16 protein-coding genes and 1 pseudogene are annotated in these 22,465 nt (G+C 41.4%); 16 read left to right on the top strand and 1 reads right to left on the bottom strand.

Going from position 1 to position 22,465, the window contains the following annotated elements; all coding sequences use genetic code 11:
* From ACESM0_RS04885 to ACESM0_RS04915, 7 genes and pseudogenes are all read left to right on the top strand, one after another.
* A pseudogene (locus ACESM0_RS04885) lies at window positions 1-1,719 on the top strand (hypothetical protein); the annotation flags it as partial.
* Between the two features lie 26 nt (window positions 1,720-1,745).
* Window positions 1,746-3,053 (top strand): glycosyl hydrolase family 17, encoded by a 1,308-nt coding sequence (locus tag ACESM0_RS04890; RefSeq protein WP_372904252.1) that lies wholly within the window; start codon window positions 1,746-1,748, stop codon window positions 3,051-3,053.
* Between the two features lies 1 nt (window position 3,054).
* Window positions 3,055-4,557, top strand: a complete 1,503-nt coding sequence (locus tag ACESM0_RS04895; protein ID WP_372904211.1) for a glycoside hydrolase family 30 protein — start codon at window positions 3,055-3,057, stop codon at window positions 4,555-4,557.
* 25 nt (window positions 4,558-4,582) lie between these two features.
* A complete protein-coding gene (locus ACESM0_RS04900; protein ID WP_372904213.1) occupies window positions 4,583-6,013 on the top strand; it encodes an MFS transporter in 1,431 nt (476 codons plus the stop codon).
* 51 nt (window positions 6,014-6,064) lie between these two features.
* Window positions 6,065-6,970, top strand: a complete 906-nt coding sequence (locus ACESM0_RS04905) for a glycosyl hydrolase family 17 protein (RefSeq protein WP_372904215.1) — start codon at window positions 6,065-6,067, stop codon at window positions 6,968-6,970.
* Between the two features lie 2 nt (window positions 6,971-6,972).
* Window positions 6,973-7,905: a glycosyl hydrolase gene (locus ACESM0_RS04910; protein ID WP_372904217.1), complete on the top strand. Its 933-nt coding sequence runs from the start codon at window positions 6,973-6,975 to the stop codon at window positions 7,903-7,905.
* A 385-nt stretch (window positions 7,906-8,290) separates the two neighbouring features.
* A complete protein-coding gene (locus ACESM0_RS04915) occupies window positions 8,291-10,984 on the top strand; it encodes a hypothetical protein (RefSeq protein WP_372904219.1) in 2,694 nt (897 codons plus the stop codon).
* A 59-nt stretch (window positions 10,985-11,043) separates the two neighbouring features.
* Here ACESM0_RS04915 and ACESM0_RS04920 read toward each other — a convergent pair whose 3' ends face one another.
* Entirely contained in the window at window positions 11,044-11,613 is a 570-nt protein-coding gene (locus ACESM0_RS04920; RefSeq protein WP_372904221.1) for a DUF420 domain-containing protein, read from the bottom strand.
* Window positions 11,614-12,057: 444 nt separating this feature from the next.
* Here ACESM0_RS04920 and ACESM0_RS04925 point away from each other — a divergent pair, with 444 nt between their 5' ends.
* The 9 genes from ACESM0_RS04925 to coxB all read left to right on the top strand — a co-directional run bounded on the left by ACESM0_RS04925 (window position 12,058) and on the right by coxB (window position 22,464).
* A complete protein-coding gene (locus ACESM0_RS04925) occupies window positions 12,058-12,702 on the top strand; it encodes a cytochrome c3 family protein (protein WP_372904223.1) in 645 nt (214 codons plus the stop codon).
* A 50-nt stretch (window positions 12,703-12,752) separates the two neighbouring features.
* A complete protein-coding gene (locus ACESM0_RS04930; protein ID WP_372904225.1) occupies window positions 12,753-15,788 on the top strand; it encodes a TAT-variant-translocated molybdopterin oxidoreductase in 3,036 nt (1,011 codons plus the stop codon).
* A gap of 32 nt (window positions 15,789-15,820) precedes the next feature.
* Window positions 15,821-17,257, top strand: coding sequence for an NrfD/PsrC family molybdoenzyme membrane anchor subunit (gene nrfD, locus ACESM0_RS04935; RefSeq protein ID WP_372904227.1), 1,437 nt, complete (start codon window positions 15,821-15,823; stop codon window positions 17,255-17,257).
* Between the two features lie 4 nt (window positions 17,258-17,261).
* Entirely contained in the window at window positions 17,262-17,813 is a 552-nt protein-coding gene (locus ACESM0_RS04940) for a DUF3341 domain-containing protein (protein ID WP_372904229.1), read from the top strand.
* A 118-nt stretch (window positions 17,814-17,931) separates the two neighbouring features.
* Window positions 17,932-18,918 (top strand): c-type cytochrome, encoded by a 987-nt coding sequence (locus ACESM0_RS04945; RefSeq protein WP_372904231.1) that lies wholly within the window; start codon window positions 17,932-17,934, stop codon window positions 18,916-18,918.
* 27 nt (window positions 18,919-18,945) lie between these two features.
* Window positions 18,946-20,145, top strand: a complete 1,200-nt coding sequence (locus ACESM0_RS04950) for a hypothetical protein (protein WP_372904233.1) — start codon at window positions 18,946-18,948, stop codon at window positions 20,143-20,145.
* Window positions 20,146-20,168: 23 nt separating this feature from the next.
* On the top strand, window positions 20,169-20,678 hold the full coding sequence (locus ACESM0_RS04955) for a transposase (protein ID WP_372904234.1): 510 nt from the start codon (window positions 20,169-20,171) through the stop codon (window positions 20,676-20,678).
* Window positions 20,679-20,687: 9 nt separating this feature from the next.
* Window positions 20,688-21,530, top strand: a complete 843-nt coding sequence (locus ACESM0_RS04960) for an SCO family protein (RefSeq protein WP_372904236.1) — start codon at window positions 20,688-20,690, stop codon at window positions 21,528-21,530.
* The gene (gene coxB / locus ACESM0_RS04965; RefSeq protein WP_372904238.1) at window positions 21,523-22,464 is read left to right on the top strand and encodes a cytochrome c oxidase subunit II; all 942 of its coding nucleotides are present in this window, start codon (window positions 21,523-21,525) and stop codon (window positions 22,462-22,464) included. The genes ACESM0_RS04960 and coxB overlap by 8 nt, the downstream gene beginning before the upstream one ends.
* Window position 22,465 lies beyond the last annotated feature (1 nt).

The following is a 22,465-nucleotide window of genomic DNA, read 5'->3' on the forward strand; positions in this document are numbered from 1 at the left end:
AACACCATCGATTTTGATGAAAAAACAGATCAGGAGATCCGTGAAAAAGTTGAAGCTATCGGTGCCGACGGTGCTCTGCTTCAAAGTGAACAGAGTGATATTCACCGGGTAAACTTTATTGAAAAGATTCTGGCAGCTGTTCTCGCCAAGATGTCCAACTTTATACCTGAGGGCGGCATCTGGATGAACACCCAGCGTCCCGAGTGGAATGATGCCAATAATGCCCTTGTAGGAAACGGGGTATCGATGGTAACGCTCTACTATCTGCGACGATTTTTGAAATTCTTTGAAGACACCCTATCCGAAACAGAAACTGACGATTTGGTGATCTCCGAAGAACTGAATCTCTTTTTCACCCAAATTTCAGACGCACTTCAGCAACACAAGGACTTGCTAAACAAGCGATTTAATGATGCACACAGAAAGGATGTAACAGATGCTTTGGGAACCGCGGGAAGTAAGTACAGAAATGAGATCTATGAGAACGGGTTTAGCGGAGAAAAAGAGACGTTAAAAATTGCAGACATCTCAGAATTTCTGAACACTGCCCTCTCCTATCTGGAACACTCCATTGAAGCCAATCGAAGAGATGACCGGCTGTATCATGCATACAATTTAATGAGCATGAACGCAGACGGGGTCTCACTTTCTCGACTGGATGAAATGCTCGAAGGCCAGGTAGCCGTTCTTAGCTCGGGATATTTAAGCCCGAAGGAGTCTGCTGACGTTTTGGATGCCCTTCGCAACAGTTCTCTTTACCGGGAAGATCAGAACAGCTACATCCTCTACCCTAACAAGGATCTGCCCGGATTTTTAGAAAAAAACAACGTTCCTGAAAGTCTGGTTGAGAAATCCGAACTGCTCAAAAAAATGATTGCAGACGGTAACCGTCAAATTATCAACAGGGATGTTGAAGGAAATTATCACTTCAACGGAAATTTCAGAAATGCCGGGGATCTGAAAGAAGCTCTGCACGAACTGAAGTCAACGAAATATCAACCTTTGGTTGAAAAGGAATTTGATCTTCTGCTTCAAATTTTTGAGGAAGTATTTAACCATAAAGCATTTACAGGCCGATCGGGTACCTTCTTCGCCTTCGAAGGATTGGGTTCCATCTACTGGCATATGGTTTCCAAACTCTATCTGGCCGTGGAAGAGGTAACTCTTGATGCTTACCAAAAAGATGCGGATGCTTCTGTTCTAAATCGTTTGAAAAACCATTTTTACGAAGTTGGCGATGGAATTGGAATTCATAAATCTCCTGAAGATTATGGGGCTTTTCCGACTGATCCATACTCTCATACTCCGTACCACAGAGGTGCCCAACAGCCGGGCATGACAGGTCAGGTGAAGGAAGACATTCTGGTTCGAATCGGTGAGCTGGGAGTGTTTATTAAAGACGGAATAATATCCTTCAACCCTCTTCTACTTAAAAAAGATGAGCTGCTCAAAGAGGCAAGTGAATTTAAGTATGTGGATGTACAAAAAGAGGACAGGAAAGTGAGTCTTCAGCCGAAGTCTCTCTCATTTACATTTTGCCAGGTTCCTGTTGTTTACCAACAAACTGATGAGGATAAAATCGAAGTTAAGCTCAATAACGGGGCAACCCGAGAATTTAACAGCCTGAATCTGGACAAGAATACCAGTGAAAAAGTATTTAATCGCACCGGTGAAATAGAGCTGATCACTGTTTATTTGAAAAGTGACAGACTCACGTAGACTAACTTTACTAACTAAGGAAAATGATGAAAAAATTACACTTACTGCTGTTAGCAGTTATCATACCTCTGCTTATGAACTCCTGCAACGGTTCAACAAATCAAAATCCTGCCATGTCCGGGGCATCAACTGTAACGGCTGAAGAAATTCTCGGCAATCCGGATTACCCTGCGATTTCTTATAGCGGTTATCGGGGTATTTCGAGAGATATTCAGCCTACAATTCCTGAGTTGAAAGAAGACATGAAAATTCTTTCGGCAATGGGTATAAAAATTGTACGAACCTACAATGTCTACCTAGATGCGGTTCCCAATCTTCTGCAGGCAATCAGCGAAATGAAAGAGGATGACCCGGATTTTGAAATGTATGTAATGATGGGGGCCTGGATTGATGCCAAAAACGCATGGACCGACGAACCGGAACGCATCAGGGATGAAGATCACCCGCGTAATCCTGAAGAGATTGACAGAGCTGCAAACCTTGCAAGCCAATACCCCGATATTGTTAAAGTAATTGCTGTAGGCAACGAGGCCATGGTACACTGGCAAGAGGAGTATTATGTAGAACCCGGAATTATTTTAAAATGGGTAAAGAATCTTCAAGAGCGGAAGTCAAACGGAGAGCTGCCCGAGGATTTATGGATAACCAGTTCGGATAACTTTGCCTCATGGGGTGGCGGCGGTGAGGAGTATCATAAAGAGGACCTCGATGAACTTATCCGAATGGTAGACTACATTTCGATGCATACCTACCCTATGCATGATACTCACTACAATCCCGATTTCTGGGGTGTACCTGAAGATGAAGAGAACCTTTCAGATATGGAGAAGATTGACGCCGCTCTCGATCGCTCGCTCGACTACGCCGTATCGCAATATCAGAGCGTGGTCGATTATATGAAGAGTCTGGGAGTAGACAAAGAGGTTCATATCGGCGAAACCGGCTGGGCAACCATATCGAACGAATATTATGGACCTGAAGGATCACGAGCTACGGATGAATACAAAATGAAGATGTTCCACGACATGATTCGGGAGTGGTCTGATGAGAATGAGGTATCCGTCTTCTATTTTGAAGCATTTGATGAAAAGTGGAAAGATGCTGAAAACCAGCTCGGCTCAGAAAATCATTTTGGGCTGATCAACCTGCAGTCGGAAGCAAAATATGTGCTTTGGGATGAGGTTGACGCCGGCGTGTTTGATGGCTTGACCCGGGATGGAATGCCAATCACAAAAACATACGACGGAGATTTTGATGCTATGATGGAAGACGTTAAAGTGCCACCAACAGAGCAGGAAATAGAAGAAAGATTACAATCGCAAAGCACGAACTGATATGAAATTTACAACCATAGCCACACTTGTAACGATACTCATATTCACCCTCATTAGCTGCGATATGGATAATAATGAGTTGAACGTACAAATTTTTGAAACATCTGAAAGCGGAAATCAACTCACCGAACTGCAGGAGTTTGAAGAGACGGAAAACCGTGTTGCAGTCACGATCAATCCTGAGGAAACATATCAGGAGATTACCGGTTTTGGCGGTTCATTTACAGAAGCATCGGCATATTTGCTGAATGAACTGAGTAACGAGAATCGGATAAAAGTTTTAGAAGCCTACTTCGGCGAAGACGGAGCCAGATATTCTCTAACGAGAAAGCACATGAATTCAAGTGATTTCTCCCTCTCCAACTACTCCTATGCACCGGTTGAAGGGGACGTAAACCTAGAGCACTTTTCTATAGATGAAGACCGTGACGACATGATTCCTATGATCAAGGACGCAATGGAGATTTCTAAAGACGGCTTTAAGATTATGGCATCTCCATGGACTGCCCCGCCATGGATGAAGGACAACAACGATTGGAAAGGTGGTAAACTGCTCCCTGAATATTATGATACATGGGCACTTTTCTTTTCTAAATACATGGATGCATACCGGGAAGAAGGAATCGATATCTGGGCTTTTACGGTAGAGAATGAGCCATTGGGGAACGACAGTAATTGGGAAAGCATGCATTTTACTCCGGAAGAGCAGAATGAATTTGTTAAAAACCACCTGGGGCCTCGATTGGAACAGGACGAACAGGATGTGAAAATTTTCGGATATGATCAAAATCGTGATGCTGAGTTGATTGAATGGGTAGATGCCATGTACGATGATCCCGAAGTTGCCAAATATTACGATGGAACAGCCGTGCACTGGTATGGAAGCACATACCACTACTTCCCGGAAGAGCTGCAGTACGCACATAACAAAGCTCCGGACAAACACTTAATCCAGACGGAAGCAACGGTTGATGCGGAAGTTCCTGCGTGGAAAGACGACGCATGGTACTGGTCTAAAGAAGCAACAGATTGGGGCTATGACTGGGCTCCTGAAGAGAGAAGACATCTTCACCCTAAGTACGTTCCCGTATTCAGGTATGCACGGGATATCATTGGTACATTAAACAACTGGGTTGACGGCTGGATTGACTGGAACATGGTATTGAACCGTCAAGGTGGTCCGAACTGGGCCGAAAACTGGTGCGCAGCTCCCGTTATTGTAGATCCCGATTTGGATGAAGTCTACTTCACTCCTCTCTACTATACCATGGCTCATTTCAGCAGATACATCAGACCGGGAGCCGTAAGGATTGGCCATCAGCACACTGATGACGATTTGATGGTAACTGCCGCTCAAAATCCGGACGGTACCATAGCTGTTGTCCTGTTCAATCCGGAAGAAAATTCAAAAAGCATCACTTTAAATCTGAATGGTAAATCGACTGAATTTTCAATCACAGGAAAAGCTATTCAAACCATCGTTATTAACGATTTAGATACATAACCAATCATCCGAAAAAAACTCGCTAATGTCTGCCAAAAACATAGTTATTAAGGATAAAGTACCTCTCGGACAAAAAGCCTCCTTTGGAGCCGGCCATTTGGTTTTAAACCTGCTGCCGGGTGCATTGGGCGTTTTTATGTTCTTTCTGCTAACTGCATTTGGAATGAGTCCCTTTCTGGCCGGCTTGCTTGGCGGTTTGCCCAGGATATTTGATGCGCTTTCAGATCCCATCATGGGATTTATCACAGATAATACCAAGTCACGATGGGGGCGCAGACGACCATACATTTTTATTGGTGCTATCTTAAGCGGGTTGTTTTTCATTCTTCTCTGGCAGATGGACGAAAACAACTCTCAAACCTATAACTTCTGGTATTTTTTGATTATGTCGATGGTGTTTCTTATTGGAAACACCATGTTTGCGACTCCTCTTATTGGTCTTGGTTATGAAATGACCACCGACTACAACGAAAGAACTCGCCTGATGGCATTTTCTCAAACGGTTGGACAGGTTGCATGGATGATTGTTCCCTGGTTTTGGGTTCTTATTGCTAATCCCGATCTGTTTGCAGATCAGGCGACCGGGGTTCGCCAGCTGTCCGTTGTAGTAGGTGGAATCTGTATCGCACTTGGCCTTTTGCCTGCCATTTTTTGCGAGGGACTGGATGACTCGAAAATGGAAAATCGTAAGGAGATTACATTTAAAAAAGCTCTTTCAAATCTTAAAGAACTATTTCAAAGCATTATTCTTGTTTCTAAGAATAAGCCCTTCATGAAGCTTTGCGCCGCAACCTTTTTGGTTTTTAATGGATTCCAGCTCGTGGCTTCTTTTAGCTATTTTATAATTGTTTTCTACATGTTTAACGGCGACTATGGAGCCGCAGGTAACTGGCCGGCATGGTTCTCAACGATTACCGCCGTAGCCACTGCATTTTTGGTGATTCCCATTGTATCGAAAATCGCTGACCTGTTTGGAAAACGAAGAGCCTTCATTATTTCAACCGCTCTTTCCATTGTTGGGTATATCCTGAAATGGTGGGGGTTCAGCCCTGAAAACCCTTGGCTGATGTTCATGCCAATTCCATTCATGGCGTTTGGACTGGGTGGTCTGTTTACACTTATGATGAGTATGACGGCCGACGTTTGCGATTTGGATGAACTTGAAAACGGAATGCCCAGAAGAGAAGGTACATTCGGTGCCATTTACTGGTGGATGGTGAAGTTAGGTCAAGCCATAGCACTGGTTTTGGGTGGTTTAGTACTCGAGTTAGTGGGGTTCGATCAGAACGCGGCAACTCAAACTGTAGAAACAATGACAAGACTCAGAATAGCAGATATCCTAATTCCCGCTGCAACAGCCGGGTTGGCAATCTGGGTGATGGTTAGCTATAGTCTGACAGAGGAACGAGCAAGAGAAATTCAGGATAAACTGGTGGAGCGAAGAGGTAAAATGTAACCCCCCTCTTTTAAAGAAAGATATTTGATCAACTATTAAAGCGAAAAGATTATGTCATATAGAGAAGAAAAGTACCTGAGTTTTAAAAAATCTGATGCAATTCCAAAACTTGATTACCTGAAAAATATGTCAGGTGACGAACTTAAAGAACTGTTTTTGGAAGTTCTTTATGACGGCATTCACGGATTCTGTTTCAGCCTGTACGAGGAGGGACAGAAACCCGGAGATGTAATAACTATAGATCAGATTGTAAAAAGAATAAGCATTATTAGTAAACACTCCGATTGGGTTCGCTCTTTCTCCTGCACAGATGGAAACGAATTAATACCAAAAGTGGCAAAAAACGCCGGCTTAAAAACATTGGTCGGTGCGTGGCTGGGCAGTGATAAGGAAAAGAATCGACTTGAGATTGATAATCTTGTGAAACTGGCCAAAGAAGGTCTTGTTGATGTAGCTGCTGTTGGTAACGAAGTGCTTTACCGGGATGACCTGAGTGAAGACGAACTTCTTGAATACATTGAGGAAGTAAAGGAACAACTTCCTGATATCCCTGTTGGCTATGTAGATGCTTATTATGAATTTGTACAAAGACCAAAGATTACCGATGCCTGTGAAATTATTCTGTGTAACTGCTATCCTTATTGGGAGGGAACAGATATTAAAGACTCTTTTCAGCATATGAGGCAGATGTACTATCAGGTTAAAAATGTCGCCAATGGTAAAAGAGTAATGATTTCTGAAACCGGCTGGCCAAATAAAGGAGACAGCTTAGGAAATGCAGTTCCTACTCAGCAAAATGCAATGATTTACTTTATCAATACTTTTCTATGGGCTAATGATGAAGATGTTGAAGTTTTTTACTTCTCCTCTTTCGATGAATCCTGGAAAATCAGTTCAGAAGGTGAAGTGGGTGCATATTGGGGAATCTGGGATAAAACAGGAAAACTTAAGTATTAAAAATGGATACATATAAAAAGCTGGGGTTACTGCCCGCAAGAGCTATCTGCTATTCCGGATTCCGGGATGGACAACAACCGGGGGGCAAATACCCCAACTACAATGAAGTGAAAGAAGATTTAATGCTTCTTCACAACGATTGGAAGTATCTTCGGCTATTTGATTGTGACCTGCATGCAGAGATTGTACTTGATGTCATAAGAAATGAAAATCTGGATTTTCAAGTAATGCTGGGAGCTTACATTGAAGCCGAGACTAATAATTTCAACTGCCCGTGGGGAGGCGGTATTCATCCAAAAAATATACTTGAACAGAACCGTGCTGATAATAGCAAAAAAATGCTTAGGCTGGCTGAATTTGCAAACCGGTATCCAGACATCATTTTTTCGCTTTCAGTAGGTAATGAAGCCTGCGTGGACTGGACAGACCATCTGGTTCCCACAGAGAAAGTCATTCACTACGTAAAGGAAGTAAAAAAGCTCACAAAGCAACCTGTTACTTTCTGCGAGAACTATGCCCCCTGGCTCTCAAAGCTGGAACCCCTGGCAAAAGAGTTAGATTTTATTTCCATTCACACCTATCCTGTCTGGGAGTATAAAAGCATCAACGAAGCATTAGACTATACACAAGAGAACTATCGTGCAGTGGCTCAAAAGTACCCTGACAAACCTGTTGTTATTACAGAAGCGGGATGGGCTACAAAATCAAATGGTAAAGGTATCCTTCCGGAAAATGTAAACGAGGAGTTTCAAAAGATTTACTTCGAGAAATTGATGGAGTGGGTCGAAAAAGAGCAAATCCTCACATTTTTCTTCGAAGCGTTTGATGAGACATGGAAAGGATCACCGGAAATCCTGGAGCCCGAAAAACATTGGGGGCTCTTTAAAATCGACAGATCACCGAAACTTGCCATGAAGGCCTCAGCCCTGGAGTGAACATCTGAGCGACCACTTTATCAAAAAAGCTATCTGTTTTACGCTCTCTGTTTCTGCCCATTCATTGAAATGGATATGGAGTGAAGTTTTGAAAGAAGCTTTGATGTCTAATGTGTATATCGTTGTAAAAATTATTCGCAGTCGAATTTAACTACGACCTCCATTCATGACATTTTGCAGATTGTTAAATCTCGAAGTGAAAGTGAAAAAGCTCCTAACCCCCACCCATTTACCCTGGTAAGATTGGCTTCAAATATATCAAATTGGAATTCTTCAGGTCACTTTTTGGGTTAAATTTCGAAAACTGTTAGGATATGTTTATAAAACACCATTATTTATGCCATCACTTGATGACTAAATAAATAACAATTTCGATTATTCATCATTGAAACGACTGCTTACATACTCTGTATTTCTTTTTTTGTTGGTTTTCAACGCGGAGGCTCAACAAATTCCAGAAAAGGGTGTGCCTCACTTAGAGAATTACACTCCCTTTCAATACAATAATCAGGGAAAAGTGTGGGATATCGACTCCGCACCAAACGGAATTGTTTATATGGCAGCCGACAGAGGGTTACTTGAATTTGATGGGCAGAATTGGAAGAACTTTGGCGGCAGTGATGGCTTCACCCGATCCATTCATGTTGTAAACGACTCCTTGATTTACACGGGTTCAGACCTGGATTTTGGTGTTTGGGAGAAAAATCGTTATCAGGAGTTTGAATATCGTTCGCTGTATCCTTTTCGAGAAGACCTTTTAGACATTAGTGAAGAGTTCTGGGACATCCAGCAAGTTGGTGAGGATATTCTTTTTATTTCTGATTTCAACATCTATCTGTTTAGAGATAATAATTTAACCAAGATCTCTGCTCCTAATCGTTTTGATGGCAGCTTTAAGGTTAAAGATAACCTTTACTTATCCGACGAAGAGGCCGGATTATTGCTGTTTAATGACCTTTCTTTTGATCCGGTCATTGAATTTTCTGAAAATCCTGAAATCGATATTTCAGGAGTCTATCACCACAATGAGGATATTGTGGTGGTTACCTACAATTCAGGTTTATTTCGTTTTAATTCCGGAGAACTGACTCCCATCGAATCTCCTGTATCCCAAACAATTAAAAATGCCAACGTCTTCAGTTTCGAACAAATTGATGAGAACTATTTGGCTTTTGGAACAGTGCAAAGTGGCCTTTATATCAGTGATATAAGTGGAAATATTATCCACTATATCAACAGAAACAAGGGATTAACAAATAATACAATCCTAAGCCTGCACTATAGCCGAAATAATCAACTTTGGCTAGGACTCGATTTCGGAGTTTCTTCCCTCAATTTAGGAAATCAAACGACATACTTTTATGATTACAGAGGCGATTTTGGAACAGGATACACGGCTCAGTTAAAAAACGATGTCTTTTATTTGGGGACCAATAAAGGGCTTTACAGATCATCATGGGAGGAATTGAATAACGATGTAGAGTTCTACAGATTTGATATTATTCCGGAAAGTAAAGGCCAGGTCTGGATGCTTAAAGAAATTGATAATGAACTGTTTGTTGGCCACGACCGTGGTCTTTTTATTTTGAATGAAGGCAGATTAGAGCGTGTGGGAAACCAAGAAGGTTTTTGGACGGTAGCGACCTACAAAGATTACCTTCTTGGAGGTACATATAATGGTATTGCTATTTTTAAAAAAGTAGACAATGAATGGACCTACTTAAAAACTATGGATTTGATACGGGGATCAGTCAATCAAATAATTATTGATGATGAAAACACGCTTTGGGTAAATATTCCAACCTTTGGAATTATCCGTACCGAGCTGGATGATGACCTTATTCCGATAGAAAGAGATATTTTTTCCAATGACACTTTTCAAGGTTCGGATCCTTTTATTGTGAATGACAGGGATTCGATTCGGGTACGAACCGATGAGTTTGAATACAAATATTCAGCAGCAGACAGCAATTTCTCTTCCAGAACAGAAATAAATTATCGTCCACTTTCAGAAGACATGATGCCCTGGATCTACCGCTCAACAATGTTAAATGAAAATATTCAGTTTTTACCACTTTACAACGGTTTTGCTTTCAATTTTTTGGAAGAGAATTATTTTGATAGTACAGGCAATACAAACCTGATATTCAGAAGAATTGATGCTTACAACAACGAAGAAAAGGTGCAGGCTTTTGCTGAAGAGACTATTCCCCACAACTACAATAATGTGAGGGTGGAATTTTTGGTACCAAACCGGCAAAATGTACAATATCAACATCGTTTGAACAGCGAAAATAATTGGAGTTCGTGGACTTACGAAAGTGGTATCGATTTAATCAATTTGTCAAACGGTAATTACGAGCTTTCGGTCAGGGCTAAAATAGATGAAACGGTGTATGAACCATCCACTATTTCTTTTCGAATAGCCACACCGTGGTATTTATCCTTGTACGCATACACCGCATACATAATTTTGATTACTGCTTTCGTGTATCTCCTTTATCTATGGCAGAAACAGATTTTCAAAAAACAAGAAAAACAGTTTATAGTCAGCAAGCAAAAGTCACTGAGAGAACAAGCAGAGAAGCACCGGCAAAAAATCCTCAGGATAGAACAAGAGCGTCTGCAAGAAGATTTTAATCAGCTCAAAAAAGAACTCAAGGACAAAACCATTGAGCTTGCCAACAAATCAAAAGAGAGTGAAGACAAAAACCGGTTAATCGAAAAGTTGAAGAAGAAGTTCAAGAAATTAGAAGAGAGCTCTGACATTCCTAAATCACGATGGAAAGAGATTCACAGTTTACTTAACTCCTATTCAACTGAAGAGGACAACACCTTTGAAATTCAGATGGACCAGCTTCATCAAGAGTTTTTCCAAAGGCTCAAAAACGAATACTCTCAGCTTTCCAGCAACGATCTTCGACTCTGTGCCTATCTAAAACTTGGCTTCAACTCAAAGGAAATTGCAGATTTTATGAATATCCAGCCTTCGAGTGTATACATTAACCGCTCCCGACTTCGGAAAAAACTGGACTTGAATACCGAACAAGACCTACACGAATTTCTCAACACCGTTTAATTTTTTTAGCCAAGCATTAGGCTAATACCATCACGAGATTAAGTCATTGCGGTAGAACACTAAACGTAGGCGTTTAGAATAAAAAAGATCACCACGCCTGTAACGGACACATAAAGCCAAATTGGTAATGTCCATTTCGACACTTTTCTATGGGTTGAAAATTTTCCTGAAAAAGCAAAATAGTAACTCGTGAGAACCAGCGGCACTACAAATGCTGACAAAATAATATGGCTGACAAGAATAAAGAAGTAGACGGGCCTGATGATCCCCTCACCCGGAAAAGGTGTATGCCCCACATAATTGTGATAGACTAAATAGCTTATTAAAAACAGGGATGAGGTAATAAAAGCTGTGAGCATAAATTTCATATGAGTTACAAACTCTCTCTTCCTTATCGCTAAAAATCCTAAGACTATAAATACCGTACTTGCACTGTTAAGTAAAGCATTCAATGCCGGCAGGTTTGCCACCCACGCAGCTGTCTCTTCTGCAGTCTCTCTAAAGTAAATCAGCCAGATTAAAAACAGAAATGCCAAACCGCTGATGAGTATTATTACACCTAATGCTTTAAATACACTGATATTCTTTAAAAAATCTATAGTTAGTTCGTCACTGTTTGGTTTTTTCATTTCAAATAATCCGGTTTTCTTTTAAATTCTTACGCACAAAAATAGGTGATTTATAGATATATACTTCAATTAATTTAAATCTTTTTTATAGATCAAAGTTTAAAAACAGAGTCCAATCTTAACGGAAAAGAGTGCCCAAAAAATTCCTAAACCTTGTGCCTTCAGAGATTTTTGATGAAAAAAATACTTTAATCTGTCGGCTGATTTATACGCTCATAAATGGGTAAAAAAAAACATCAAATTTTAAGCAATTAACAGATCTGTATACTATCTTTATGGGCAAATTTAGTAGATGTTTACCGAAGCATTTTTATTTAGAATGAGTTTAAATACTTAATTTCATCTCATTATAGGTATGCAGAATTTATAATTTTCGCTACCTTCTTGGCTGATTTGCTTCCTGTAAATTTTTCAATAAGGAATGGATAATATTCAATAATTCTTATGGCTCAGATTTTTCCTAAATGGGTTGACGAAGCACCCAAACGAATTCTTATAGGTTCTATCATATTATTAAATGCCATTGTTTTTGGTATATGGTATTTCTTCTCACCTGAATTTACTGATGTTGGGTACATGCCTGAACAGCCGGTTCCATTTTCTCATCAGGTTCACGTGTCTCAGTTGGGCATGGATTGTCAATATTGTCATACACAGGTGGAAGAGTCACGGCATGCTAATATTCCGGCTACTCAAACTTGTATGAACTGTCACAGTCAAATCCAAACGGACGCAGAAACGCTTCAACCTGTTCGCGATAGCTGGGAAACCGGCGAGCCGATTGAGTGGGTCCGTGTTCACATGTTGCCCGATTATGCTTATTTCAATCATGCAGCTCACGTAAATGTAGGAGTTGGCTGTGAATCCTGCCATGGTCGTGTTGACCGAATGGAAGTTGTACATCAGGCTGAGCCATTAAGTATGGGATGGTGCCTCGATTGTCATCGCGAGCCTGAAAAACACGTTCGCCCGGTATCTGAAGTAACTACAATGGGTTACTCGGTAGAAAATCAGCTTGAAATTGGACGTGAATTGGTTGCTAAGCACAATATCAACGCTCCTACGTATTGCCAAAGTTGCCACTATTAATTGTTTGATCTAATTCAAACCCTGAGTTTCAATTTAATATTCTGTAAAGAATGAGTGATCAGTCAAATCAAACTACTTTCTGGAAAAGTTTAAACGAACTTGCCAAGAACAAAGAGTACGAAAAGTACGCTGAAAGAGAATTTCCCGAGAATGCTACCGAAATGACCGATCAGGTTTCTCGCCGAAGTTTTCTTCGGGTGATGGGAGCCTCTATCGCATTGGCCGGATTTGCATCTTGCCGTAAGCCGGTTCAAAAAATTCTTCCTTACACTAAACAACCTGAAGACCTGGTTCTCGGAGAGCCAAACTTCTATGCAACCAGTATGCCTTTTCAGGATACGGTAACAGGTCTATTGGTAGAAAATAATGAAGGACGACCTACCAAGCTTGAGGGAAATGATCAACATCCGGCAAGTGGCGGGCGAACAAATATTTATAATCAGGCCGGGATATTAAACTTGTACGATCCTGATCGTTCTCGTTCACCGCGAAGGAATGGCGAGTCTGCTTCTAAAAACGATTTTGTTCAATTTGCATCCGAGCACTTTTCTGATCGAAACAGAAATATCCTGTTTGTGAGCGAAGCAAATTCCTCTCCTACGTATAACAGAGTTAAAGAGAATGCACTTCAAACTTTTTCGAACGCCAACTGGGTTACGTTCGAGCCATTTAATGATGACAATGCCATTGAAGGAACAAACATCGCTTTTGGTCAAAGACTCAGAACGGTAAATCATTTTGATACTGCAGATGTGGTCGTTTCTCTGAATGACGACTTTATGAGTCCATTCGGACACAAGAACAGTGTTGAAAATGCTTATAAGCTAACATCACGGCGAAAAGTAAACAACACCGATGACTCTATGTCACGCATATATAGTGTTGAAAATTCGTTTACATCTACCGGTTCTTATGCCGATCACAGATTGCGATTGAAAACATCTGAGATTGAACCATTTACCTACGCCCTGGCCTCAAGACTTTCGGAAAGTGTAAGCGGATTGGGAGCATTTAATAATGTATCCAACAATTTTACAAATCATGAGTGGGTTGATAAGCTGGCCGAAGATCTCCTTTCAAATCAAGGAAATTCTATTGTAAGTCTCGGTTTTGATCACTCTTCTGTTGCTCATGCTGCTGTTGCTGCAATAAACTCTGCATTGAATAATGCCGGCAACACCGTTACTTATCACGAAATTCCATATTACGGCGAGCAACATCAGACCGAAGCCTTTTTAGAGGCGATTGAAGAAATAAAAGCAGGTGTTTACGACACTGTAGTTTTAATCGGAACAAATCCTGCCTACTCTGCTCCTTCTGACCTGGATTTTGAAGCTGCATTAGGCAACGTTGATACAAAGATTCATCTATCTGATTACTACGACGAAACTTCAAGAATTGCAGATTGGCACTTGAACAGAGCTCACTTTCTGGAAGCTTGGGGTGATGGACTCTCCTACACAGGTCAGCGTTCTGTCATTCAGCCACAGATACTGCCGCTTTATGATGGTTTGAGTGAAATTGAATTTTTAAATACAATCGTTTCCGGGGAAGAGAGCGTAGGTTACGATCTGGTTCAGGAAACCTGGAGTAGCTATTTCTCTTCAAATTTTAACCAAAACTGGGAAACTGTTCTCCATGACGGCGTTGATCCCAATTCAGGTTTCAACTCTGTTAGTGTATCCCTTAGATCCGGTTTTGCGTCTGATATCAGGCCAAATCTCAATGCAGAACCGATATCCGGAATGGAGATTACTATTAAACCGGATGCCACTCTCTTTGACGGCCGTTTTGCAAACAATGGCTGGCTGCAGGAGCTGCCAGAACCCATGACTAAAATTACATGGGATAACGTGGCTCTGATGAGTCCAAGCACTGCAGAATCACTTGGTTTACCTCCGGAACAAAGTTTTAAGTCGAATGACGTGCCTACGGTTCGAATTTCTGCCGGAGATGCCACGATTGAAATTGCAGCATGGGTTCTTCCGGGTCACGCTGATAACTCAATTACTTTAACAGCAGGATATGGCAGAAACAATCTAGGCCGTGTTGCTGATGGTGTGGGGGTTGATGTTTACCCGCTTCGCACGAGTGAAGCGATGTTTAATCAGCCGGCAAGTGTTGAACGCACCGGTTCCGTGTATGAAATCGCCTGTGTACAGGACCATAATAATATTGAAGGCCGTGATATGGTTCGGGAAGCGACGCTCGAGGAGTATCGTGAAAACCCTGACTTTGCTACATATAAAAGTATTCACGGTTACGAAGTTCCCGGAATTAAAGAAGCAAAAGCGGAAGGAGACGATCGCGGACCCATTTCACTATTTGAAGAACAGTACGGTCCGGATTATCAACCTCAGTGGGGCATGGCGATCGACCTAAATGCCTGTTTTGGTTGTGGGGTATGTACGATTGCTTGTCAGGCCGAGAACAATATTCCTGTAATCGGTAAGCGCGAAGTTGGCCGCAGACGAATCATGCACTGGATAAGAACGGATCGCTATTTTGAAGGAGATCGTGATAATCCGAAGGTATATCACCAGCCCGTGCCGTGTATGCACTGCGAAATGGCACCTTGCGAGCAGGTTTGTCCGGTTGCAGCAACTACACACAGTGAAGATGGCATGAATCAGATGACCTACAACCGTTGTATTGGTACACGATACTGTGCAAACAACTGTCCGTTCAAGGTTCGCCGTTTCAACTTCTTTAACTATACAAAAGAGTATTTAACTACCGGCGATGATCCTGAGATCATCCAAATGGCAATGAATCCTGACGTAACCGTTCGTTTCAGAGGGGTCATTGAAAAGTGTTCTTATTGTGTTCAGCGAGTGAACAGCGCAAAAATTAAATCCAAAATTGCTACCGGTTCCAAGAAACCTGAAGATGGCGCTGTTCAAACAGCATGTCAGCAGGCTTGCCCGGCAAACGCAATTACTTTTGGTGATCTGACAGATCAAAACAGTGTTGTTTCTCAGCATAAACAGAATGACCGAAACTATGTAATGCTCGAAGAAATGAATGTTCGTCCAAGAACATCCTATCTGGCGAAGCTTAGAAATACTAACTCAGAATTGGCTTAATAACCAGGATATTTAATCGCAACTGATTTAACATGAGTAAAACGTACGAATACGTTCCTGAACCCGCTCTTGTAAAGGGGAATCACGATTTTAAGAGTCTTACAGCGCTGATTACCGATATCAACATGCGTCCCACGCCAAAAGGCTGGTACATCGCATTTGGTATTTCAAATATTCTGCTGTTCGTGCTTCTTTTCTCTATTGGATATCTCATTTGGGAAGGAACCGGAATTTGGGGATTAAATGCCCCAGCTGGATGGGGATGGGCTATTATCAACTTTGTATGGTGGGTTGGTATCGGTCACGCCGGCACGCTTATATCTGCTATACTTTTTCTATTCCGTCAGGACTGGAGAACGGCCATTAACCGTTTTGCGGAAGCAATGACCATATTTGCCGTAATGTGTGCAGGTATATTCCCTGCCATTCACGTCGGTCGAATCTGGGTGATTTACTGGGTTTTTCCACTGCCAAACCAAATGGCAATGTGGCCTAACTTTAATTCCCCCCTACTTTGGGACGTATTTGCAGTTTCCACATACTTTACGGTTTCACTTCTTTTCTGGTACGTAGGCCTGGTTCCTGACCTTGCCACGATAAGGGACAGAATTAAAAGTAAAATGGGTAAAGTTCTTTACGGAACTTTTGCACTCGGATGGAGAGGCAGTAACCGTCATTGGTGGAATTATGAAAAGTCTTATATGATTCTCGCAGGGCTGGCCACTCCCCTTGTACTCTCCGTACACACGATTGTATCCTTCGACTTTGCCGTATCTCTGATTCCGGGATGGCACACTACCATTTTTCCTCCATACTTTGTTGCCGGTGCGGTATTTTCCGGATTTGCGATGGTATTAACCCTCATGATTATCGTGAGAAAAATTTACGGTTTGGAAGAGATCATGACCGTGGATCACATCGAGAAGATGAACATCATTATTATGGTTACCGGTTCAATGGTCGGTTTCGCCTATCTAATGGAGTTTTTCGTAGCCTGGTACAGTGGCGTTGAGTATGAAAAAGCAATTTTCATTCTACGGGCAACCGGTCCTTACGCCTGGGCTTACTGGATTATGATTACATGTAATGTGATCTCCCCGCAGGTTTTCTGGTCCAAGAAATTACGCCGTAATGTGGCTTTTACGTTCTTTATATCAATTGTAGTGAACATCGGTATGTGGTTTGAAAGATTTGTGATTGCAGTAACATCACTCTCTACCGACTTCCTGCCCTCATCCTGGGGATACTACTCACCGACATTCTGGGATGTAATTACTTATGTAGGAACATTTGGCTTGTTTTTCACATTCTTCCTGCTTTTCCTCAGATTCCTGCCGATGGTTGCAGTAGCTGAGATCAAAGCAATATTACCACAGGCCGACCCTCACAACTATGATGAGAATGGAGAATATGATCCTCCAAAAGTAGAAATTCCTGAACCCGTAAAAGATTCTGAACAAAAAGGATAAAGTGATGAGTAAATCAACGGTAGAAAATAATATGTATGGTGTACTCGCCGAGTTCAGAAATCCAAAAGAACTTGTCGATGCAGCTAAAAAGATTAATCAGAACGGATACAAGAAGTATGATACATTCAGCCCGTTCCCTATTCACGGAATTGATAAGGCAATGAATCTGCCGAAATCAAAACTTGGCTGGATTGTAGTTTCTCATGGATTGGTCGGGTTAATCGGTTCATTTGCTATGATCTATTTTATGATGGTTGCAGATTATCCATTAAATATCAGTGGTAAAACGCTCTTGAATATCCCGGCCTGGATTCCGGTAATTTTTGAGCTTACCGTACTTCTTTCTGCGTTTGGTGCAGTTTTTGGTATGTTTTTCTTAAATGGTCTGCCTAAGTTTAATCATCCGCTTTTTAACTCTGAAAACTTTAAAAAGGCTACTGATGATGGATTTTTTGTATGCATCGAATCTGATGACCCACAGTTCGATGTTGAAAAAGTGCAGACTTTATTGAAGGACGCCGGTGGCACCAATATTGAAGAGATTTACGATAACTAAACAGTTTAGTAACGTTTTAATTTTAATAAACCAAAATTTACAGCAGCATGAACGATGATTTATCCAGTACTATCGTGAAGCTGTTGCATCTGATTTAAATTTTAATTTGTTCATACAGATGAAATTAAACACAGCCAGAATATGTGCCCTACTATTGATTTCGATCATGATGATGTCATGTCGCGGTCAAAAATCTGAAAAACCACCGGTTCACCCTCAGCAGAACATGGATTTTCAGGATAGATTTAATGCTCAGGAAGCAAACCCATTTTTTGCCGACGGACGTAGTATGCGCACGCCTGTTGAAGGAACTGTTGCCCGGGGACAGTTGCGTGCCAACACAGTTCTCTATGAGGGAGTTGATGAAAATGGAGACTACATCAATGAAATTCCATTTGATCTGACTGAGTCATTTCTTTACAGAGGAAAAGACAAGTTTGAAGTCTATTGCCAAATGTGCCACGGTGGTACTGGAGATGGTCAAGGCATTATCATGACCGGCGGATACGGATATGTTCCGGCTCCGAGTTTCCACAGAGAAGCCAGCTATAACATGCCGGATGGTGAAATATATTCCGCCATTGCAAACGGTATTCGAAACATGCCGGCTTACGCTTCACAGATCAAAGTTGAGGACAGATGGGCTATTGTTGCCTATGTTAGAGCTCTGCAGCGCAGTCAAAACGTTCCTGAAGAAGAAATGCAGCAGTACGATGTGGATTTAGCGGAACTACAGCAGGAAGATGAAGAACGCAGAGAGCGAGAGGATGAACTTGCAGAAGAACGTGCTGCAGCAAGTGGTGAAGAAGAAGTTTCAGCGGAACGTGGTGAAAAGCTAATTACCGCAAACGCATGCAATTCATGTCATTCTGTAGACGGTTCAAGAATGGTAGGGCCTACTTTTGCAGGTTTGTACGGTTCTGAGCGAACGTTTGAAGACGGATCAACAATCGAAGCAGATGAGGATTATATCCGCGAGTCAATTGTAGAACCGGATGCTAAAATAGTTGAAAGTTACGACAACGCAATGGCTTCTTACTCCTACCTTTCTGATGGAGAAATTCAATCCATCATAGAGTATTTAAAAACACTTTCTGATAATTAACACTGAGCGTTAAAAAGAAATAAATTCATGGCTTCACACAGTCCAAAATTAGCTGATTCTGTTCAATTTCCGGCTCAAAAAGATGCAACGAAAGCATTTTACGGGGTCGGTATCGTCGGCCTCATTGCCAGCGGTGTTGGATATTTTTTAAATGCGGATCAGTTTTTCTTCTCATACCTGACAAGTTTTGCGTTCTATACCAGTTTCGCTCTTGCAGCGCTGATATTGGTGATGATACACCACATTACCAAATCATCATGGGGTGCGGTTATTCGTAGAATTCCGGAATCATTGTTTGCTAAATTCTGGATCTGGGCACTCTTTTTTATTCCTATCATTTTAGGAATGAGTAATCTGTACAGCTGGACAAATACTGAGTATGTAATGAATGACCCCATTCTTGCAGGCAAGACACCTTATCTGAACGAACCATTCTTTATCATACGTCAGTTTATCTATTTTGGCATTTGGAGTTTCTTAGGCTACAAATTGCATAAAACATCAGTAAAAATGGATCGCACCCGCGATTGGGGATTAACGGCCCTGCTTAGAAAATTTAGTGCTCCGGGTATTTTGCTTTTTGCACTGACCATTGCTTTTGCAAGCTTCGACTGGTTAATGTCTCTGGACGCACATTGGTTCTCTACAATGTTTGGTGTTTACTATTTTGCCATGAGTTTTCAAGCGCTTTTTCCATTCATCATTTTGATGGTTTTTTGGATGCACAGTAATGGAATGCTGAACAATATTATCAAAAAAGCCCATATTTACGATTTAGGAGCCTGGTTCTTCGGCTTTACTGTATTTTATGCCTATATCGCTTTCAGTCAGTTTTTATTGATCTACTACGCCAACATCCCTGAGGAAACGCTTTGGTACTACCATAGATTGGAAGGGAGCTGGGAAACAATTACATATATGCTTCTCTTTGGCCGATTTGTAATCCCTTTTGTTCTTTTACTCAACAGAGAATCGAAGCATAATGAATTGCTTCTCAAAATTACGGCTATATTGATTTTAGCGATGCACTTTATAGAAATTCACTGGATCGTGATGCCTACATTGCATCACCACGGTTTGGCCGTTAGCTGGCTCGATATAGCTACATTAATTGGACTTGGCGGAATATTTATGGGACTGTTCTTCCAGACGTTTAATAACAATAATATGGTGCCGGTTAACGATCCTAATCTTCCGGATTCACTACACAAAGAGTATCATCAATAATTTTTCTTTAACTGCATTTAGCTATGAGTAAAAGCTCAAAAAATTTCACTGAAGAAGAAAAAGCAGCTATTGCTTTAAAAGCTGCATCCGGTCAAGAAAGTAAGCTGCAGGAACTTGCAGAAGAACACGGTGTTTCCGTCGAAGAAATACGGAAATGGATGCGCGAAACCGGCGTTACTGCCGTTAATGAAGATGATGATAGTGTATCAATCGAGACTACCGATGAATACGCTTCCTCAGTTGATAACGGTGTTTCTTTAGATGCACCGGACTATAGAAAAATTGTATTTTGGACCACATTTGGATCTGCTGTTATACTTCTGATCATTGTATCGGTTTTTTATGTACACAGCTACACAATGTCAAATATTTCTGACAGGACATCCGAGGAGAGCCAGTTTTACAATATTCAGGAAATTCAGCAACGAGAAGCTGAAACACTTAACAACTACGGTGTAGTTGACCCGGAAGAAGGTATTTACCGTATCCCGATTGATAGTGCTATCACAGAAATAGTGAATGAAAGTAATTAGAGTAATTTTATGAAGTATACACTGAACATCGGAACATTGATTTCAGTGTTTTTCATTTTTACTGCCGGTTCAGTATCTGCACAGTTAAATCAGTCTAAACCGCAAATACTCGAAGAAATTGGTGTTGATGAAAAACTTGGGGATACGATTCCCCTCGACTTGAAGTTTGCCAACTCTGAAGGTGATTCAGTGAGACTTGGTGACCTTTTCATTGATGATAAGCCCGTACTTTTAAACCCCCTGTATTACGAGTGCCCCACTCTTTGTAGCTTGGTCCTCGATGCAGTTTATAAAGTTGTGAATAAATTGGTATGGTCTCCGGGCGAAGATTATACAATAATTTCTTTTAGTATCGATCCGGAAGAAGGTCCTGAGCTTGCTGCTCAGAATAAACGATCTTATTTAGAATCTCTCGACAGGCCTAAAGCCGAAGAGGGATGGCATTTTTTAACAGGTAACCAGCAGGAAATTGAAGCACTGACGGAATCAATCGGGTTCCGATACAAATATGATGAACGCAACGGTGAGTATATCCACCTTGCAAGCATTATGATGTTGAGCCCGGAGGGAAAAATCACACGCTATTTGTATGGTGCTACATTCAGGGAGCTTGATCTTCGAAATGCACTGCACGATGCTGCCGACGGTAATATCGGTTCAGCAATTGATCAGGTTGTCCTTTACTGTTTTACATACGATCCATCATCGCAAAGTTATGTACCGGTTGCGATGAATATTATGAAACTCGGTGGCTTGGCTACCGTGATTATTCTAGGTATCTTTCTTGGAATTTTTTGGAGGCGAGAACGCCGATCTACACAATCCTCAAAAACAACTACTGAACATGAATAGACTTATTGAATATATGCTTCCACCGGCTAAAAGTACCATGGCCGGTGAAACAGATGCATTGTTCTACTTCATCAATGTAACCAGCTTTATCCTTCTCTTTGGAATTACTGTTGCGATAATCTACTTCGCATGGAAATACAGAAGAAAATCGGAAGATGATGTAACTCCGGTAATATCTCATAATAATAAACTTGAGATTACCTGGTCTGTTATTCCACTCATCCTGGTCATTATCGTATTTGGTTGGGGATATAGCACATATATACAAAAAATCACCCCGCCATCAGACGCCTACGAAGTTCGTGTAGTTGGTAAAAGCTGGTTATGGGAATTTCATTACGAAAATGGTACCGTCAGCGTAAATGAGTTACATGTACCGGTTGACAGACCTGTAAAATTGGTCATGAGCTCAGATGATGTTCTACATTCATTTTATATCCCCGATTTTAGAGTTAAACACGACGTTTTGCCGAACAGGTATACTTCTGTTTGGTTTGAAGCAACAGAAGTTGGTGAATCCGTCATTTTCTGTACAGAATATTGCGGAACTGCCCACTCCGATATGATGGCAACAACTTTTGTACATACTCAGGAAGATTTTGAAACATGGCTCGAGTCCTCCGGTGACGGCGGTGAAGATATGGAGCCTGCTGAACGCGGTGAAATGCTTGTTCAGCAAAATGCATGCGCTACCTGCCACTCCACAGACGGATCCAGACTTACAGGTCCATCCTTTCAGGGAGCCTGGGGATCTGAAGTACCTCTCGAAAACGGCGAAACGGTAGATTTTGATGAAAACTATGTTCGTGAAAGTATCCTGGAGCCAAATGCAAAAGTACATGAAGGATTCCAGAGAGTTATGCCTTCTTATGCAGGTACTCTCGACGATCGACAGATTGATGCAATCATTGAGTATATAAAAACCTTACAATAGA

Source organism: Rhodohalobacter sp., from assembly GCF_041686455.1.
Lineage (GTDB): Bacteria > Bacteroidota > Rhodothermia > Balneolales > Balneolaceae > Rhodohalobacter.

What these genes read in the sequence shown, in the direction of transcription:
- ACESM0_RS04890 (WP_372904252.1), top strand. Translation starts at nt 1,746, where the DNA reads ATGAAAAAATTACACTTACTGCTGTTAGCAGTTATCATACCTCTGCTT.
- ACESM0_RS04895 (WP_372904211.1), top strand. Translation starts at nt 3,055, where the DNA reads ATGAAATTTACAACCATAGCCACACTTGTAACGATACTCATATTCACC.
- ACESM0_RS04900 (WP_372904213.1), top strand. Translation starts at nt 4,583, where the DNA reads ATGTCTGCCAAAAACATAGTTATTAAGGATAAAGTACCTCTCGGACAA.
- ACESM0_RS04905 (WP_372904215.1), top strand. Translation starts at nt 6,065, where the DNA reads ATGTCATATAGAGAAGAAAAGTACCTGAGTTTTAAAAAATCTGATGCA.
- ACESM0_RS04910 (WP_372904217.1), top strand. Translation starts at nt 6,973, where the DNA reads ATGGATACATATAAAAAGCTGGGGTTACTGCCCGCAAGAGCTATCTGC.
- ACESM0_RS04920 (WP_372904221.1), bottom strand. Translation starts at nt 11,613, where the DNA reads ATGAAAAAACCAAACAGTGACGAACTAACTATAGATTTTTTAAAGAAT.
- ACESM0_RS04925 (WP_372904223.1), top strand. Translation starts at nt 12,058, where the DNA reads ATGGCTCAGATTTTTCCTAAATGGGTTGACGAAGCACCCAAACGAATT.
- ACESM0_RS04930 (WP_372904225.1), top strand. Translation starts at nt 12,753, where the DNA reads ATGAGTGATCAGTCAAATCAAACTACTTTCTGGAAAAGTTTAAACGAA.
- nrfD (WP_372904227.1), top strand. Translation starts at nt 15,821, where the DNA reads ATGAGTAAAACGTACGAATACGTTCCTGAACCCGCTCTTGTAAAGGGG.
- ACESM0_RS04940 (WP_372904229.1), top strand. Translation starts at nt 17,262, where the DNA reads ATGAGTAAATCAACGGTAGAAAATAATATGTATGGTGTACTCGCCGAG.
- ACESM0_RS04945 (WP_372904231.1), top strand. Translation starts at nt 17,932, where the DNA reads ATGAAATTAAACACAGCCAGAATATGTGCCCTACTATTGATTTCGATC.
- ACESM0_RS04950 (WP_372904233.1), top strand. Translation starts at nt 18,946, where the DNA reads ATGGCTTCACACAGTCCAAAATTAGCTGATTCTGTTCAATTTCCGGCT.
- ACESM0_RS04955 (WP_372904234.1), top strand. Translation starts at nt 20,169, where the DNA reads ATGAGTAAAAGCTCAAAAAATTTCACTGAAGAAGAAAAAGCAGCTATT.
- ACESM0_RS04960 (WP_372904236.1), top strand. Translation starts at nt 20,688, where the DNA reads ATGAAGTATACACTGAACATCGGAACATTGATTTCAGTGTTTTTCATT.
- coxB (WP_372904238.1), top strand. Translation starts at nt 21,523, where the DNA reads ATGAATAGACTTATTGAATATATGCTTCCACCGGCTAAAAGTACCATG.